The sequence below is a fragment of the Microbacterium sp. Au-Mic1 genome, assembly GCF_021341785.1.
In the GTDB taxonomy this organism is placed as follows: domain Bacteria; phylum Actinomycetota; class Actinomycetes; order Actinomycetales; family Microbacteriaceae; genus Microbacterium.
This window is the reverse complement of sequence record NZ_JAJTTF010000005.1, coordinates 61,080-76,815: the sequence shown is the minus strand read 5'-3', so window position 1 is coordinate 76,815 and position 15,736 is coordinate 61,080. Positions and strand designations below refer to the sequence as shown.

General features: G+C 70.6%; 18 protein-coding genes. 9 read left to right on the top strand and 9 right to left on the bottom strand.

Translation table 11 applies throughout. The features are described from left to right. Positions 1 to 26 precede the first annotated feature (26 nt). Positions 27 to 368: a hypothetical protein gene (locus LXM50_RS08130; RefSeq protein WP_233310814.1), complete on the top strand. Its 342-nt coding sequence runs from the start codon at positions 27 to 29 to the stop codon at positions 366 to 368. Positions 369 to 449: 81 nt separating this feature from the next. Here the strand turns inward: LXM50_RS08130 and LXM50_RS08125 are convergent, their stop codons facing one another. Continuing rightward, positions 450 to 983, bottom strand: a complete 534-nt coding sequence (locus LXM50_RS08125; protein ID WP_233310813.1) for an Lrp/AsnC family transcriptional regulator — start codon at positions 981 to 983, stop codon at positions 450 to 452. A gap of 169 nt (positions 984 to 1,152) precedes the next feature. Between LXM50_RS08125 and LXM50_RS08120 the strand changes: the two genes are divergently transcribed. The 5 genes from LXM50_RS08120 (at position 1,153) to LXM50_RS08100 (ending at position 6,521) form a co-directional block, all read left to right on the top strand. Beyond that, a complete protein-coding gene (locus LXM50_RS08120; protein WP_233310812.1) occupies positions 1,153 to 2,742 on the top strand; it encodes an ABC transporter substrate-binding protein in 1,590 nt (529 codons plus the stop codon). A gap of 80 nt (positions 2,743 to 2,822) precedes the next feature. Next, entirely contained in the window at positions 2,823 to 3,890 is a 1,068-nt protein-coding gene (locus tag LXM50_RS08115) for an ABC transporter permease (protein ID WP_233310811.1), read from the top strand. Further along, positions 3,887 to 4,807, top strand: coding sequence for an ABC transporter permease (locus LXM50_RS08110; protein ID WP_233310810.1), 921 nt, complete (start codon positions 3,887 to 3,889; stop codon positions 4,805 to 4,807). Before LXM50_RS08115 ends, LXM50_RS08110 begins: the two co-directional genes overlap by 4 nt. After that, positions 4,804 to 5,670, top strand: coding sequence for an ABC transporter ATP-binding protein (locus LXM50_RS08105; RefSeq protein WP_233310809.1), 867 nt, complete (start codon positions 4,804 to 4,806; stop codon positions 5,668 to 5,670). Before LXM50_RS08110 ends, LXM50_RS08105 begins: the two co-directional genes overlap by 4 nt. After that, a complete protein-coding gene (locus tag LXM50_RS08100; RefSeq protein WP_233310808.1) occupies positions 5,667 to 6,521 on the top strand; it encodes an ABC transporter ATP-binding protein in 855 nt (284 codons plus the stop codon). Before LXM50_RS08105 ends, LXM50_RS08100 begins: the two co-directional genes overlap by 4 nt. 224 nt (positions 6,522 to 6,745) lie before the next feature. Here LXM50_RS08100 and LXM50_RS18705 read toward each other — a convergent pair whose 3' ends face one another. From LXM50_RS18705 to LXM50_RS08080, 4 genes are all read right to left on the bottom strand, one after another. Beyond that, positions 6,746 to 7,867 carry a Xaa-Pro peptidase family protein gene (locus tag LXM50_RS18705; protein WP_233310807.1) on the bottom strand — a complete coding sequence of 374 codons (1,122 nt, stop codon included), beginning with the start codon at positions 7,865 to 7,867 and terminating at the stop codon, positions 6,746 to 6,748. A gap of 150 nt (positions 7,868 to 8,017) precedes the next feature. Beyond that, positions 8,018 to 8,695 carry a DUF3349 domain-containing protein gene (locus LXM50_RS18700; RefSeq protein ID WP_233310806.1) on the bottom strand — a complete coding sequence of 226 codons (678 nt, stop codon included), beginning with the start codon at positions 8,693 to 8,695 and terminating at the stop codon, positions 8,018 to 8,020. Beyond that, entirely contained in the window at positions 8,692 to 8,982 is a 291-nt protein-coding gene (locus LXM50_RS08085) for a hypothetical protein (RefSeq protein WP_233310805.1), read from the bottom strand. The genes LXM50_RS18700 and LXM50_RS08085 overlap by 4 nt, the downstream gene beginning before the upstream one ends. A gap of 17 nt (positions 8,983 to 8,999) precedes the next feature. Further along, complete coding sequence (locus LXM50_RS08080; protein WP_233310804.1) at positions 9,000 to 10,196, bottom strand: inorganic phosphate transporter; 1,197 nt, start codon at positions 10,194 to 10,196, stop codon at positions 9,000 to 9,002. Positions 10,197 to 10,476: 280 nt separating this feature from the next. Here LXM50_RS08080 and LXM50_RS08075 point away from each other — a divergent pair, with 280 nt between their 5' ends. After that, positions 10,477 to 11,298, top strand: a complete 822-nt coding sequence (locus tag LXM50_RS08075) for a cytochrome c oxidase assembly protein (RefSeq protein ID WP_233310803.1) — start codon at positions 10,477 to 10,479, stop codon at positions 11,296 to 11,298. Here LXM50_RS08075 and LXM50_RS08070 read toward each other — a convergent pair. After that, a complete protein-coding gene (locus LXM50_RS08070) occupies positions 11,270 to 11,770 on the bottom strand; it encodes a hypothetical protein (protein ID WP_233310802.1) in 501 nt (166 codons plus the stop codon). The two genes, LXM50_RS08075 and LXM50_RS08070, sit on opposite strands and share 29 nt — an antisense overlap. A gap of 149 nt (positions 11,771 to 11,919) precedes the next feature. On the opposite strand from LXM50_RS08070, the gene LXM50_RS08065 reads away from it, so the two are divergent. Continuing rightward, positions 11,920 to 13,533 (top strand): amidohydrolase, encoded by a 1,614-nt coding sequence (locus LXM50_RS08065; RefSeq protein WP_233310801.1) that lies wholly within the window; start codon positions 11,920 to 11,922, stop codon positions 13,531 to 13,533. A 38-nt stretch (positions 13,534 to 13,571) separates the two neighbouring features. Then, positions 13,572 to 14,000: an NUDIX hydrolase gene (locus LXM50_RS08060; RefSeq protein WP_233310800.1), complete on the top strand. Its 429-nt coding sequence runs from the start codon at positions 13,572 to 13,574 to the stop codon at positions 13,998 to 14,000. Between the two features lie 3 nt (positions 14,001 to 14,003). On the opposite strand, the gene LXM50_RS08055 is transcribed toward LXM50_RS08060, so the two are convergent. From LXM50_RS08055 to LXM50_RS08045, 3 genes are all read right to left on the bottom strand, one after another. Next, the gene (locus tag LXM50_RS08055) at positions 14,004 to 14,489 is read right to left on the bottom strand and encodes a hypothetical protein (RefSeq protein WP_233310799.1); all 486 of its coding nucleotides are present in this window, start codon (positions 14,487 to 14,489) and stop codon (positions 14,004 to 14,006) included. A 48-nt stretch (positions 14,490 to 14,537) separates the two neighbouring features. Next, entirely contained in the window at positions 14,538 to 14,987 is a 450-nt protein-coding gene (locus tag LXM50_RS08050) for an aminoacyl-tRNA deacylase (protein ID WP_374107821.1), read from the bottom strand. 128 nt (positions 14,988 to 15,115) lie between these two features. Continuing rightward, a complete protein-coding gene (locus tag LXM50_RS08045; protein WP_233310798.1) occupies positions 15,116 to 15,625 on the bottom strand; it encodes a DNA helicase in 510 nt (169 codons plus the stop codon). Positions 15,626 to 15,736: the final 111 nt, after the last annotated feature.

Here is a 15,736-nt window from a genome sequence, read left to right as displayed (position 1 = left end):
CCGGTGTCGGGTCCATACTCGTCGTCATGCCTTCCACCCTCATCCTCGACGGACTGCGCTTCGCCATGGTGTCCTCGACCGCCAGCGAGGTCGATCCCGAGGCCCCGACGACCTTCGACTATCACCAGGACGGCCGGCTGATCTGGGGCGAGTACACCGGGGACACCGTCACCGAGGGGCGCTTCGTCGGCGAGATCGCGGGTGCCGAGGTGCGGGTCTCGTTCGCCCACGCGCTCGTGAGCGACGGCACGGTCGTGCGCGGGGACGCGGTCAGCCGCGCCGAGCAGGAGGACGACGGCCGGATCCGCCTCATCGAGGACTTCGCCGTGGACGGCGTCGACCACGTGAGCGTCTGCCTGCAGGTCTGAGCGCCGCGGTCGCCGGTGAGGGCACCGCGTTTCGTCTCGGGCGGCTTCGCCGTCCTCGCTCAACGACCCTGGGGGTGACGGTCAGACCCGCGTCCCGCGGCTGCCATCGGTGCGGGTGAAGCGCATCAGTCCGCTGTCGACGCCGATCGCCGCGCGCTCGGGGATCTCGTCCGGGAGCACGAACGGCCGGCGGAAGACCTCGCCCATGACGATCGCCGTCTCGACCTTGGTCACCTCGGGGCGGTCGGCGATCGTGCCGATCACGAGCGACTGCATCCGCTCCATGTCGATGCTGCGGACGAGGAGCATCACATCGTGCTCCCCGGTCATCACCATCGCCGATTCCACGTCGGGCATCTCCCCGATCGCCTGCAGGAACGAGCTCCAGGACTGGGGCTGGATCGTGCAGAACACGAGCGCGCTCACCCCGAGGCCGAGTCGTGTCGTGTCGACCTCGGCGGTGTATCCCGTGATGATCCCGGCGCGGGTCAGCGACTCCACGCGGGAGTACGCGCTGGCCCGGGAGATCCCGACCTCCTGCGCGAGCGCGGCGATCGAGATCCGGCCGTTGCGACGCAGTGCCCGGAGGATGTCGTAGGCGATTTCGTCGATCACGGGCGCGGATCGTCCAGAGACAGAGGGCTGATCGTCGCTCATGGTGGACATATTGCCGTAGTGACGCAAGCGTGACAATGGATTGCTCGAAATCAAGCCATTCGGTCGGATATAGTGCCGGGAAACCCGACCTGGTCATCTGACCTGTCCATCTTCAAGGAGGAAGCCCGTGGCCCGTTCCTATCGCCACGTCGCCGCAGCACTCATCGCTGCGGCCGCCATCGCGCTCGCCGGCTGCTCGGGAGGCAACTCCGCGAACAGCAGCTCCAGCGGTTCCTCCTCGGGCGGCACGCTCGTGGTCGACACCGCGTTCTCGCTCGAGACCGGTGACCCCGGCCGCAACTACGTGCCGACCGGCAACATGGTGCTGCACGCCGTGTACGACACGCTGCTGACGTTCCAGGGCGCCGATTCGACCACCCCGAAGCCGGATCTCGCGACCATGAAGCAGAACTCGGACGCCACCGAGTTCACCTTCACGATCCAGGACGGACGCACCTTCTCCGACGGCACCCCCGTCACCGCCGATGACGTCGTGTTCTCGCTCGACCGCGTCGCCGGGATCACCGACTCCAAGGCGAACTTCCTGATGACCGGGATCACCGTCGCCAAGGTCGACGACAAGACGGTCACGCTGTCCACGAAGACCCCGTCGCTGCAGCTGCCCGCGATCGTCACCAACCCGTCGCTCGCGATCCTCAACTCGAAGCTCGTGAAGAAGAACGGCGGCACCACCGACGACAAGGACGCGGCGAAGACCTGGCTCGACGCCAACTCGGCCGGATCCGGCCCGTACAAGCTGCAGTCGCTCGACCTCACCTCGCAGGTCGTGCTCGTCAAGAACGACAAGTACGACGGCGAGGACAAGCCGGCCTACGACAAGATCGTCGTGCGCAACATCTCGCAGTCCTCCACGCAGCTGACCAACCTCAAGGGCGGCGACTCGAACGTGGCGGTCGACCTCTCCGGAGACCAGGTCAAGAACCTCGGCGACGGCTTCACGGTGAACTCGGCGCCCTCTGCCGAGACCCTGTTCCTTCTCATCAACCAGGACAAGAACGTGGGCGGCGTGACCGCGAACCCGAAGTTCGCCGAGGCCGTGCGTTACGCGCTCGACTACGACAAGCTGCTCGAGCTGGCCGGCGCCGGATCCGAGCAGGCCACCGGCGTCATCCCGCCGATGTTCCCGGGTGCCAACAAGACCGGCGTGAAGCAGGATCTCGACAAGGCCAAGGCCGCCCTCGCCGCCTCCGGCTACGCCGGCCAGGAGGTCAAGCTGCAGTTCCCGAACGACAACCCGGTCGGCGGCGTGGAGTTCACGCCGGTCGCCGAGCGCGTGCAGGAGCAGCTCAAGGCCGCCGGCATCAACGCGACCCTCGCCCCGGCGCCGTTCGCGACCGAGGTGCAGCCGTACGTCAAGGCGCAGGAGGCGTTCTCGCTCTGGTACTGGGGCCCCGACTACGCCGACACCTCGTCGTTCCTGCCGTTCGGACCGGGTCAGAAGGTCGGTCTGCGCGCCGGCTGGACCGCCGAGGCCGACACATCGATCGCCGACCTGGTGACCAAGGCGCAGAACGCGACCAGCGTCGACGCGCGCAACACCGCGTTCAGCGACTACGCGAAGGCGATGCAGGAGTCCGGCCCGTTCGTGCCGCTGATCGTGCCCGGCATCAACCTCGCCAGCTCCACCAAGGTGGCCGGTCTCGAGTACAACGTGACCTGGACCCTCGACCTGCGGACGCTGCACCCCGCGAAGTAAGCCCTGCGGGGGCCGGAGCCAGAGGTTCCGGCCCCCGCAGCACCACGCCCTCTCCGCCACGTAGACCCGGAAGCGCCCCTGTGTCCGAGACCCAAGTCATCGCCACCCGCAAGACGAGGCAGGCCCAGCACACGCTGCTGCGGTTCCTCGCCCGCCGGGCCGTGACGAGCGTGATCCTGCTGTTCGGGATCGTGCTGGTCACCTTCTCCCTCACCGTGATCGTGCCCGGCGATCCGGTGCGCGCCGCCCTCGGCGAGGGGGCCGCGTCGAACCCCGCCACGGTCGAGGCGTTCCGGCAGAAGTACGGACTCGACCAGCCGGTGTGGATCCGGTTCTTCCTCTACGTCGGCAACCTGCTGCGCGGCGACCTCGGCACGTCGCTGAAGTCGGGGCAGCCGGTTTCGGCCGACCTCGCCAAGGCGGTCCCGGCCACGGCGGAGATCGCCTTCTACGCGATCATCATCAGCCTCGCCGTCGCGATCGTGCTGGGTACGCTCGCCGCCTACCGGCGTGGCAAGGTCACCGATCAGGTCGTGCGCGTGGTCACTCTGATCGGGCTCAGCATCCCGACGTTCTGGATGGCGATCCTCACCTACCAGCTGTTCTTCATGCAGCTGCACTGGGTGTCGGGATCCGGGCGGATCTCCCCCACGATCACCCCGCCGCCGCGCATCACCGGCTTCTACACGATCGACTACCTGCTGAACGGCGACTCGGTCGGGTTCTTCGACGCGACCAGCCACCTGGCCCTGCCGGTGCTCGTGCTCAGCCTGTTCACGATCGCGACCCTCACCCGGTTCGTGCGCACCTCGGTGCTCGAGGTGCTCGACATGGACTACGCGCGTGCGGCGCGGGCGAAGGGACTGCGCGGACGCCGGGTCGTCGTCGGTTACGTGCTGCGAGGAGCGGCGCTGCCGATCCTCACGCTCGTCGGCATCGCCTTCGGCAGCCTGCTCTCCGGCACCGTTCTCGTCGAGGCGGTGTTCGCCTGGCCGGGCCTGGGCACCTACGCCTACAACGCGTCGAAGAACCTCGACCTGCTCGCGGTGACCGGCGTCGGCCTCGTGGTCGGCGTCATCTACCTCGTCATCAACCTCGTCGTCGACGTGCTCTACGGCGTCCTGGATCCGCGAGTGAGGCTGTCATGAATCTCGTCATCCCCGAGAAGATCGCCCCGAAGCGCCGCCGCCCCTGGCTGCCGCGCGCCTGGCGCACACCCCTGGCCGTGGTCGGCACCGTGATCGCGCTGATGTGGATCGTGATCGCGATCCTCGCCCCGTGGATCGCCCCGCACGACCCGCTCGCGCAGGACCTCCCCCGGCTCGCCGCCCCCAGCGGGGAGGCGATCATGGGCACCGACGTGAACGGCCGCGACGTGTTCTCGCGCCTGCTCCTGGGCGCTCAGGCGACCATCCCGCTCGCGCTCATGCTCGTCGTCTGCGCGATGATCGTCGGAACCACCGTCGGCGCGGTCGCGGGATACCTCGGCGGCTGGTTCGACGAGGTGCTCATGCGCATCACCGACATGGTGATGGCGTTCCCGACCGTGATCCTCGCGATGGTCATCGCCGCCTCCCTCGGCCCGTCCATCATGAACGCGGTGATCGCCGGCATCATCGTGGCCTGGCCGCCCTACGCCCGCATCACGCGGTCGCTCGTACTCGGCCTGCGCACGCAGAACTACGTGATCGCCGGACGCCTGCTCGGATCCTCGCCGCTGCGCTCCCTCCTCCGGGACGTGCTGCCGAACATCGCCGGACCCGTGCTCGTGCTGGCCTCGCTCGACATCGGCACCGCGATCCTGCTGCTCTCGGGCCTGTCCTTCCTCGGTCTCGGTGCCCAGCCGCCGACGCCGGAATGGGGCACGATGATCGCCGCGGCGATGCAGAACACCTCGGCCTGGTGGCTCGGCCTGTTCCCGGGCCTCGCGATCCTCAGCATCGTGATGGCCTTCAACTTCATCGGCGATTCGCTGCGCGACGCCCTCGACCCGCTCGCCGCGCGCGAGCGCGAGGCGGAGTCGCCCACCGCGGTCTCCGCCGCCGCTGCGGAGGTGACCCCATGACCGCGCTCGCGATCCGCGACCTGCGCGTCGAGCTCGGCCAGAGCAAGAAGCAGCGCACCGAGGTCGTCAAGGGCATCTCGCTCGACCTCGTGCCGGGACGCATCCAGGGCCTCGCCGGGGAATCCGGATCCGGCAAGAGCATGACGGCCATGGCGATCCTCGGTCTGCTGCCTGCCGGCGGCACCGCATCGGGATCCATCGTCCTCGGGGGCACGGGCGGATCGGAGGTCGAGCTCGTCGGCATGAAGGGCAAAGCCTACCGGAGCGTGCGCGGCAAGCGCATCGGCATGGTCTTCCAGGATCCGTCCGCCAGCCTGCACCCGCAGATCACGGTCGGCTCCCAGCTCGCGGACGGGATCCGCACGCATCTCGGACTTTCCCGCGCCGAGGCAAGGAAGCGTGCATCGGAGCTGCTCGCGCTGGTGCGCGTGCCGAACCCGGAGGAGGCGCTGCAGAAGTACCCGCATCAGTTCTCCGGCGGGCAGCGGCAGCGCATCGCGATCGCGATCGCCCTGGCTTGCGAGCCCGAGGTGCTGCTCGCGGACGAGCCGACCACCGCGCTCGATGTGACGGTGCAGGCGGGGATCCTGCACCTGCTGCGCGACCTGGCGACCGAGCGCGACCTCGCCGTGATGCTCGTCACCCACGACCTCGGTGTGATGAGCGCCATCGCCGACGAGGTCGCCGTGATGCGCGGCGGGCTGATCGTCGAATCCGGCTCCCGGCAGCAGGTCTTCCAGGATCCGCAGCATCCGTACACGCGTGAGCTGCTGGAAGCGATGCCCGACGCGCAGGACTCCCTCGTCGATGCGCCTGCGGAGAACCCGACCAACGACGCCGACGCCACGGAGGAGAACCGATGACCGCTCAGAAGCCGGTCCTGCACGTCGACTCCCTGGTCGTCGAATACGGCGGTCGCGCCGCGTTCCGCGCGGTGGACGGCGTCTCCTTCGACATCGCGGCCGGTGAGGTGCTCGCGCTGGTCGGCGAGAGCGGCTGCGGCAAGTCGTCGACGGCGCGCGCCGTGATTGGCATGGAGAAGCCGCGTGCGGGCGAGGTGCTCTATCGCGACCGTCCCGTGCAGCCGCTCGGCATGCGCACGCGCCCGGCCGAGCTCACGGCGATCCAGATGGTCTTCCAGGATCCGAACTCCTCGCTGAACCCGCGCATCCGCGTGGCTCAGCAGATCGCGGAGGGATCCCGGGCGGCCCGCGCCCGCGGCGTCGACACCGAGGCGCCGTCGCACTGGCTGAAAGCGGTGGGCCTCTCTCCCACTCTCGAGAACCGCTACCCGTATCAGCTCTCCGGCGGACAGCGGCAGCGCGTCGCGATCGCGCGTGCGCTCGCCGCGAAGCCCGACCTGATCGTCGCCGACGAGCCGATCTCCGCACTCGACGCCTCTGCCCAGGCCTCGGTCGCCGGCATGATGCGCGAGCTGTGCGTGGCCTCGGGCGCGGCGATGCTGTTCATCTCGCACGACCTCTCCGTGGTCCGGCTCATGGCAGACCGCGTCGCCGTCATGTACCGCGGCCGGATCGTCGAGTCGGGCGCGACGCCCGTGGTGTGGGCCAATCCGGTGCACCCTTACACCGAGGCGCTGCTCGACGCGATCCCGCACCCCGACGGCGAGGGCGTGCTGCCGGCGGCCCCGGCCTCGGAGGCCCCGTCGTCCTGGCGCATCGAGATCCCCGAGGCGCTCGACCGCGTGCGCTGACCACGTTGCAGACTTCCCGGTGCGGGCCCGCCCCCCGCGCTCGCACCGGGAGACCCACGGGCGGACGGTCGTTGAGCCGGGGTTCCGCCCCCCCGGGGTCGTTGAGCGAGGACGCCGAAGGCGACCGAGACGAAACGCAGCGCTCTCGCGATGTCACCGCGTTTCGTCTCGCTCCTCGCTGCGCTCGGGGCTCGCTCAACGACCCCGAAGGGGCGGGTGACGGCTCAGGCTCCGGCGGGGGTCAGCTCGTGCGGGGTCGTGTTCAGGTTCACGCAGCCGTCGGCGGTGACGACCACGATGTCCTCGATGCGGGATCCCCAGGCGCCGGGGAAGTAGATGCCGGGCTCGATGCTGAACGCCATGCCCTCCCGTAGCGGCAGCGCGTTGCCGGGTGCGATGTACGGCTCCTCATGCGTCGTGACGCCGATGCCGTGCCCGGTGCGGTGCAGGAACGCCTCGCCCAGACCTTCGGCGGCGAGCACGTCGCGGGCGGCGGCATCGACCTGCTCCGCGGTGACGCCGGGACGCACCGCGTCGACGGCCGCCTGCTGGGCGCGCACCAGCACGGCGATCCGCCGGGCGACCTCCGGATCCGGTTCGCCGACCGCGTAGGTGCGCGTGCTGTCGGAGTTGTAGCCGGCCGGCACGGCGCCGCCGATGTCCACGACCACGACATCGCCGTCCTGGATCACCCGGTCCGACACCTCGTGGTGCGGATCGGCGCCGTTGGGCCCGGATGCGACGATCACGAACTCGACCGTGCGGTGGCCCTCCTCCACGATCGCCGCGGCGATGTCGGCGCCGACCTCGCGCTCGGTACGGCCGGCGCGGAGCAGGGCCGGAACACGACGGTGCACCGCGTCGATCGCCTCTCCGGCGCGGCGCAGTTCGGCGATCTCGGCGGCGTCCTTGATCATGCGGCTCTCGCGGAGCACGGGCGTCGCGAGCTCGGGCCGCGCGTCCAGGCGCTCGGTCAGCGGGATCACATGCAGCGCCGGCAGGGCGTCCGCGACGCCGAAACGCGAGACCGCGCCGCTCATCGCAGCCGTCACCAGCGCGTAGGGATCCTCGCCGTCCACCCAGTCCGACACGGCGATCCCGAGCGCGCCGACGGCCGTGTCGCGCACCTTCGCGAGCTCCATCCGCGGGACGACGACCGTCGGATCCCCCACCGCCGGGATCACCAGAGCGGTCAGTCGTTCGATCGTGTCCCCCTCGACGCCCGCGAGATAGGTCAGGTCAGGACCGGCCCCGACGACGATCGCGTCGAGACCCGCCTCGGCGGTCAGGGCGCGGGCGCGGTCGAGGCGGGCGGCGTACACGGAGGCGGGGAAAGGGGTGCTCACCCCTCCACGCTACGTCCGCCCTGGCAGCCGCGCCAGCGGTGCGGGGAGACATATTCCGAGATCGAGATGAACCGTCGCGTCCTCCGCGAACAGCGCGGGATTCGTCTTCTCCGAGCGAGTCCTGCGCCGTGCGCGGTGGACGATTCGCGCTCAGCTCAGCGTGATGCCCGACTCCTCGAGGCGCGCACGCACGCGTTCCACGTCGTCGTCGCCGGGGAGCTCGCCGAGCACCTTCATCATGAGCACCTGCGCGTCGACGAGCGAGATCTCCGGATCCGCCCCGCTCTGCGCGGCGACCGCCTCGCACACCTCCTGCACCTCGTCGTCGGTGAGGCGCCGGCGCAGCAGCGCAAGGATCGGCACGCGGTCCTGGGCGGGGATGCCCTCGGGATAGCCCGCACCCAGCCACCGCAGGGCCTGTGCGATCGGGTTCTGCTCGTCGGACACGGGCCGGTCGGTCGCCGTGTCGGAGCCGGGGGATCCGTGCGCGCCGGCAGCGGCCTCCGCGAGGATCGTCCGATCGCCGACGATGCGCTGCGCCTTGGTGCTCAGCGGCACTCCGCGGTCGGCGAGCAGCATCGCGACGCGGCGCACCTCGTCGTCGCCGGGGGTCGCCGAGGTCACGCCGGCGATCGCGGTGCGGATCTGCGAGACCCGCACCGGGTCGGTCTCCTGCTGGGCGAGCGCGGTGACGACCGCCGTGAGCTCCTCCGCGGTGAGTGTGCGCCGGAGCAGCGCCAGCAGCGGCGTGTAGTCCTTGGGCGGCACGCCCTCCGGATATCCCGCACGCAGCCAGTCGAGCACGCGGCTGAGGACGTTGCCGTTCACTTCCCGACTCCGAACAGCGAGATGCCGAAGTAGTGGTAGATGCTCAGCCGGGTGATGAAGAGGACTCCCGCGAGCACGACCGCGATCACGAGCGCGAACAGGATCCACCCCGCCGCGGTCAGCAGCGGCCGACGCGTGCCGGGTGCCTCGCCGTCCACCTCACCGGTTCCGGCGGACTGCAGGCGCATCCCGATCGCGAACAGGGCGGGCAGTCCCGCGCCGAACAGCAGGCCGACCAGCAGCACGCGGCCGGCCGAGAGCGCCATCTGCGCGATGTCGAAGTTCATCTCATCCCTCCTTCGGTTCAGGCCGTCGCGCCCTGCGCGGCGGAGTTCGGCGCGAGCGATCCGTCCCACTCGGCGTTGACATTGTGGTGGTCGACCTTCTGTCGGCGGCTGCGCAGGTACATCAGCGCGGCGGCCGCGAGCAGCAGCAGGAACACGGTGATCGCACCGGCGAGCCCGCCGATGCTGTGCGCGAGGAAGAAGCAGAGGGCGCCCACGACCCCGGCCGCGGGCATGGTGATCAACCACGCGGTGACCATGCGGCCGGCGATGCCCCAGCGCACCTGCGCGCCCGGGCGACCCACGCCGGATCCGAGGATCGAGCCCGTGGCCACGTGCGTGGTGGACAGCGCCATGCCCATCGAGCTCGAGGTGAGGATGATCGCGGCGGAGGAGGCCTCGGCGGCGAGACCCTGCGGCGACTCGATCTCGACGAGTCCCTTGCCGAGGGTGCGGATGATCCGCCAGCCGCCGAGGTATGTGCCGAGGGCGATGGCCGCACCGCACGTGACGATGATCCAGATCGGCAGGCCTTCGTTCAGGATCTGATCTCCGGTGAGCGTGCCGTGCGCGATGAGCGCGAGTGCGATCACGCCCATCGTCTTCTGCGCGTCGCCGGTGCCGTGCGCGAGGGAGACGAGCGACGCGGTGCCGATCTGACCCCAGCGGAACCCGGCCTCGCGATGCTTGGCGTGCACGGTGCGGGTGAGGCGATAGACGAGCCAGGTGCCGATGGCGGCGACGACGCCCGCGATCAGCGGGGAGAGCACGGCGGGGACGATGATCTTGCCGACGATGCCGGCCCAGTTGACGGTGGCGGCGCCCGCGATGCCTGCGCCGATGAGACCGCCGAAGAGGGCGTGCGACGAGCTCGACGGCAGCCCAAGCAGCCAGGTGAGCAGGTTCCACAGGATGCCGCCCACGAGGCCCGCGAAGATGATGATCATCGCGGACTCGGGGTTCAGGCCGGGCACGAGGTCTCCGCTCGGGCCCTGGATCGTGAGCACGTCCTTGGTGATGGTCGCGGCGACCTCGACCGACAGGAACGCGCCGACCAGGTTCAGGATCGCCGACAGCGCCACGGCGACCTTGGGCTTCAGCGCCCCGGTGGCGATGGACGTCGCCATCGCGTTGCCGGTGTCGTGGAATCCGTTGGTGAAGTCGAACCCGAGTGCGGTCACGACCACGAGGACGAGGATCATCACTTCGGCGCTCATGGTCGTCAGCATTCCGGTCCCCGGAAGAGCGAACAGCCCCTTTCGCGCACTCGACCGCGAGAGTTCACCCGGCGTTAAGAGCGGCCCGTCCGCGGCCCATCACGCGAGGTCCTCATCCGCCGCATAGCCGCCGGGCGTAGCGTCGTCGCGGCCCACCGCCGCTGCACCGCACCGCCCGCCGCGCGGTGCGGCCCCCACCGCCCTCACGAGACACGGAGTCGCCACGCCGTCCATCCCCGTCTTCCTCAGCACCTGGAGCCTGGATCCCACCGCGCTCGCGGTGCTGATCGTCGCGGCCGGGCTCTACCTCGGCGGGGTCCTCGTCCTGCGCCGGCGCGGTCACCGGTGGCCGTTGCGGCTGACCCTCATGTACCTGGTGCTCGGGCTCGGCTCGTACGCCTGGGTGTCGTTCGGATTCCTCGGCACGTGGAGCACCGAGCTCCGCTGGGCGTTCACGACGCGGATCGCACTGCTGCTGTTCGTCGTGCCGATGCTGGTGACGTTCGGCCGGCCCGTATCGCTGGCCCGGACGGTACTGTCCGCGCGGCCCCGCGCCCGCATGAACGGCTTCCTGAGGTCGTGGCTCGCGAAGTTCTTCGGCAACGCGATCATGGCCCCGGTGTTCACATGCCTGGTGTTCGCCGTGTTCTTCACGCCGCTGTCGGCGATGCTGCGGTTCTCCCCGGCGGCGGAGGGGGCGATCTCGGCGATCGTGCCGCTGCTGGGCCTGCTGATGGTGCTGCCGATGGCAGCGCACACCGTGGCGCGCACCAGCCTGTTCATCGTCGCCGAGTTCATGTTCGCGTTCGTGGAGCTGGTGCTCGACGCGATCCCGGGCGTGCTGCTGCGCCTGGGCACGGTCGTGTTCGATCACGCCGGGGGGTGGCCCGGGGCGCTGCCGCTGTGGTTCCCGAACCCGCTGCGCGATCAGCAGCTTTCGGGCGACCTCCTGTGGTTCATCGCCGAGATCGTCGACGTGCCGATCCTCGTGATCCTCATGATGCGCTGGATCCGGACGGACAAACGCGAGTCGCGCACCATGGACGAGCTCAGCGACGAGGACATGGCCGAGCTCACCGCCGCGCACCTGCGCGGCGAGTGACGGATCCGGATCCGTCACTCCGCGGGGCTGCGATGCGGACGCGCTCGCCGAGGAAGGCGAGGTCGGCGGGCGTGAGGGTGGTCACCGCGTAGGCGACGGGCCACACCGTGCCGTCGTCGAGCTGCGCCGGCCACTCGAACTCGAACGTGGCATAGCGCACCTTGAACTTCGCCTTGGGCTTGAAGAAGCACACCGTCTTGCCGGCGGCGTTGGCCCACGCGGGCATCCCGTAGTACGTCTTCGGCACCAGGTGCGGCGCGTTCTCCGCGACGAGGCGGTGCAGGGCGGTGGCGAGCGATGCGTCCTCCTCGTCCATCTCCGCGATCTTGGCCAGCACGTCGGCCTCTCCGGCGGCCCGAAGCTCTTCTGGGCTCACCTTCTTGCGGGCGGCGCGCGTGCGGCTCTCCTTGGCGGCCTCCTTGACGGCGGCACGCTCGAAGTCGGTCAGCACGGGGGCGGTGTTGTCGGTCATGGCATCCTCCTGTCGACGCCCCGTGGATCCGGGGGACTTCCTTCAGCGTACGAAGGCGTGCCGACCGGCGCTTCTTCAGAACTGATCGATCCGAGACGTGTGCGGGCACCCGGAGACCGCGCGCGCCGGGGACCTGCCACGATGGCGTCATGACGATGCTGTTCACGGGCCGGATCCGACCGCTCTCCCCCTCCGCCGACGATCTCGTCGAAGCGCTGCTCGTCGACGGCGACGGACGCATCGTCGCCGTCGGCGCGACGGACGACCTCCTCGCCCTGGATCCGTCGGCCGAGCGCGTGGCCCTGGACGGCTGGGTCATGCCGGGGCTCATCGAGCCGCACGGGCACCCCGGCACCGCCGCGGTGCTGCTCTCCGACCGCGTGCTGGATCTGCGGCCCGTGGTCGTGCCGGACGCGGAGGGCGTGATGTCCGCGCTGCGGACCGTCATCGCCGCCTCCGCGGGCGCGCCGGTCTACGCGAACGGGTGGGATGCCCTGCTGCAGCGCGGCCTGCCCGACCCCGACATGCGCCTCCTCGACGGGCTCGCCGGATCCACACCGCTCGTCATCGTGCACAATTCCGGGCACTCGGCGTACTTCAACGCCGCCGCGGCGGTCGCCGCGGGGCTGGATCGGTCTACGCCCGACCCGGCCGGCGCCTCGTTCGGGCGCACGGCGGACGGCGAGCTGAACGGCGTCGCGCTCGAGGCGGGGGCCGTGGAACGGGTGGCCGCGCCGCTGCTGCAGGCGGCGCAGGCCGACATCGTAGAGCTGCTCGGCGCGCACTTCGCCGACCTCTCCCGCCGTGGGATCACCACCATCTCCGACCTCAGCTGGAACCCGGCGCTGAACCCGGCCGTCGACGCGCTCCGCGCGGCCGGGCGGATGCCGCTCCGACTGCGCTGGTACGAGATGTCCCGTCCGGGCGGGTCTCCGGCGGCGCATCCCGCGGGAGTGCCGGGCGCCGAGGACCACGTGATCCGCCAGGTCGGGGTGAAGACCTGGACCGACGGTTCCCCGTGGATCGGCAACATCGCCACGAGCTTCCCCTATCTCGACACGACCGCGACCCGCGGGCTCGGTCTGGAACCGGGGCATCGCGGCGCCTCCAATTACAGCGCCGACGAGCTGCACGAGATCGCGCAGCCCTACGCCGCCGCGGGCTGGCAGCTCGCCTGCCACGCGCACGGGGACTTGGCGATCGACGAGACGCTCGACGTCTACGAGCGACTGATCGTGACGCACGGCCTGACCGATCACCGCTTCCGCTTGGAGCACGTGGGAGCGATGAGGCGCGATCAGTTCGAGCGCGCGTCATCGCTCGGCGTGACGGTGAGCCTGTTCGTGGATCACATCACCTACTGGGGCGAGGTGCTCGTCGACGACCTGTTCGGCCCGGAGCGCGGCGGGGCCTGGGCGGACGCGGGCGCGGCGTTCGCGGCCGGACACCGCGCGACGTTCCACAACGACGGATGGGTCACGCCCGCCGAGCCGCTGCGCAACATGGCGGTGGCGGAGACCCGGCGCACGCGCTCCGGACGGGTCATGCCCGCGGGCTCCCCGGTGTCCCGGGCGCAGGCGCTCGCCGCGCACACGGCCAACGCGGCGCGGCAGCTATTCAGCGAGCACGAGATCGGATCCCTGACTCCCGGCCTGTTCGCCGACCTGATCGTGCTGGATCGGGATCCGCTGACCGTGTCGCCCGAGGATCTCGCCGAGGCCGTGGTCCGCGAGGTGCACCTCGGCGGTCGGCGTGTGAGCTGACCGCGCCATACCGGCCGGGACGTCCTAGGGTGTGAACCATGGACATGCGCGTCGCGGCATACGCCGTCATCCTCGACGAGGACCGACGCGTGCTGCTGGCGCGCTGGACGGAGGGGCGCCGCGTGTCGTGGACGATGCCGGGCGGCGGGCTCGAGCCGGGTGAGGACCCCGAGGCCGCCGCGCGCCGTGAGGTGCGCGAGGAGACCGGGTACAAGGTGGTCGTCGAGGAGCTGCTCGGCATCCACTCCCGGGTGATCCCCGCCCGCCGCCGGGTCACGCCCGGTGCGACGGATCCGCTGCACACCCTGCGCATCGTGTACCGCGCCAGGATCACCGGCGGGAGGCTCCGCTTCGAGAAGAGCGGATCCACCGACATGGCCGCGTGGTATTCGCTCGACGAGGTCGCCGGCCTGCAGCGCGTGCGGCTCGTCGACATCGCGCTCGGCATGGCGGGCGCGAGGGCCTGAAGGTCAGCGCAGCACCTCGACCAGGGCGATCCACGAGATGACGATCGCGACGACGAGGGCGAGCAGCGACCCCGCGGCGGCGAACATCAGCCCGACGGGAAGACCCGCCAGCAGGAGCACGCCCGCAGCGGTGTACGCGATCAGCGGCAGGAAGCCCAGAGCCGCGCGGGGCACCATGCTGCCGAGCCCTGGGTCCTTCCGGAGGGCGAGCGCGGCGTGCACCTGGAAGCCCGCGGCGCCGGCCGTCGTCACCAGCACGAGCGCGCCGAACCAGAGCGGTTCGAGCGCGGGGATGAGGGCGATGCCCGAAGTGAGGATCGCGAGCACGAGGCCGGCGATGGCCGCGGCGAGTCGGGCGGTCAGCGCTTTGGCGAGGATGATCTTCTCGATGTTGACGCTCGCCGCGACGATGACCAGCCCTGCGAGGGCCGCGGTCGCGCCCAGCATCGCGACGTGGAACTCCGACCACACATCCAGCGCTTCCGTCATGCCCCGGATGCTACCCCCCGGCTCGCGCCTTACGCAGGGGCGCCGTGATCACTCCGGTTCGGAGATGTCGGACACCGTCGCGTCATAGGCGGCGATGAGGTCGTCGGCGTCCACGAACAGGCTGTAGCCGTGCGCACCCGCGCCCATCGCGATCCGCCGGCCGCGGATCGTCGCGTCGGCGAACACGGGCCAGGCGGTGGTGCTGCCGATCGGGACGATCGTGCCGCGCTCGTAGCCGGTCGCGGCCAGGGCGACGGCCGGTTCGGGGAGCTTCAGCCGGTTCGCTCCGACCAGGGCCCGCAGCTTCGGCCAGGAGATCTTGCGCCCGCCGGGGATCAGTGCGAACAGGAAGGTGTCGTCGGATCTCTTCACGACAAGGGTCTTCACGATGCCGGAGGGGTCCAGTCCGAGCAGGGCGGCGGCCTCGTGCAGGCTGTTCGCCGCGGGGCGCTCGCGGATCTCGATCTCCAGGCCGCGTGACGCCGCGGCCTCGCGCACGCGGGCGTGCAGATCCGTCGCGTCGGCGGATCCTTCGATCCCCACGCCTGGCTCCAGCCGGCGCTCCGCGCTGCCCGGAGCCTCCGAGGCGCGTGGGCCCGACTCGGGGCCCGGGCCGGCGGAGGTGCTCACGCCTCGGGGGCGTTCAGCGGGTCGTCCGCGACCCAGAGCTCGTCGTCGGCGCGCAGGGCCTGCCAGGCGGCGACGAGGACGCCCACCGCGGCGGCGGCACCGAGGATGATGGCGATCACGGAGCCGATGCCGAGGCCGCTCTTGCGCTCTGCGGGCGCCGCGACCAGGGCCCGCGGGGCGTGCGTGGTCCCAGTGCGCTTGGCGTTCGCGATGTCCCACGCGGTGAGCGCGGATCCGACCACGCCGCCGATCGCGGGGACGACCTTGTGGTCGACGACGTCGCGGGAGAAGCGCACGCCCTTGTCCACGGCGGGAACGACGCGGTGCTCGTACACGTCCTGCACGGTGGGGACGACCTGCTCGCGGCGGAAGTTGTCGAGCTGCCGGCCCGCCTCACGGGCCACGCCCGCGGCTTCGCCGACGATCACCTGCTGGGCGGCCCACAGCTTGGCGGCCTCGCTCTGCAGCTGGCGGAGTTCCTTCTGACGCTTGCGGCTCAGGCTCACGATGCCCTCCCAATCGAAACGGGGTTCGGACTCCCCATCTTGCCAGACAAGCCCCTGAGTGGCGGGTGTGCGCCCGAGAAGTTCCCGGCGGAATCAGAGACTGCCGGGGAT

Bases quoted from the DNA above. Each gene is read 5' to 3' on its own strand.
- LXM50_RS08130 (WP_233310814.1), top strand. From the start codon at position 27: ATGCCTTCCACCCTCATCCTCGACGGACTGCGCTTCGCCATGGTGTCC.
- LXM50_RS08110 (WP_233310810.1), top strand. From the start codon at position 3,887: ATGAATCTCGTCATCCCCGAGAAGATCGCCCCGAAGCGCCGCCGCCCC.
- LXM50_RS08105 (WP_233310809.1), top strand. From the start codon at position 4,804: ATGACCGCGCTCGCGATCCGCGACCTGCGCGTCGAGCTCGGCCAGAGC.
- LXM50_RS08100 (WP_233310808.1), top strand. From the start codon at position 5,667: ATGACCGCTCAGAAGCCGGTCCTGCACGTCGACTCCCTGGTCGTCGAA.
- LXM50_RS08085 (WP_233310805.1), bottom strand. From the start codon at position 8,982: ATGAACTTCGACATCGCGCAGATGGCGCTCTCGGCCGGCCGCGTGCTG.
- LXM50_RS08080 (WP_233310804.1), bottom strand. From the start codon at position 10,196: ATGAGCGCCGAAGTGATGATCCTCGTCCTCGTGGTCGTGACCGCACTC.
- LXM50_RS08070 (WP_233310802.1), bottom strand. From the start codon at position 11,770: ATGACCGACAACACCGCCCCCGTGCTGACCGACTTCGAGCGTGCCGCC.
- LXM50_RS08065 (WP_233310801.1), top strand. From the start codon at position 11,920: ATGACGATGCTGTTCACGGGCCGGATCCGACCGCTCTCCCCCTCCGCC.
- LXM50_RS08060 (WP_233310800.1), top strand. From the start codon at position 13,572: ATGGACATGCGCGTCGCGGCATACGCCGTCATCCTCGACGAGGACCGA.
- LXM50_RS08055 (WP_233310799.1), bottom strand. From the start codon at position 14,489: ATGACGGAAGCGCTGGATGTGTGGTCGGAGTTCCACGTCGCGATGCTG.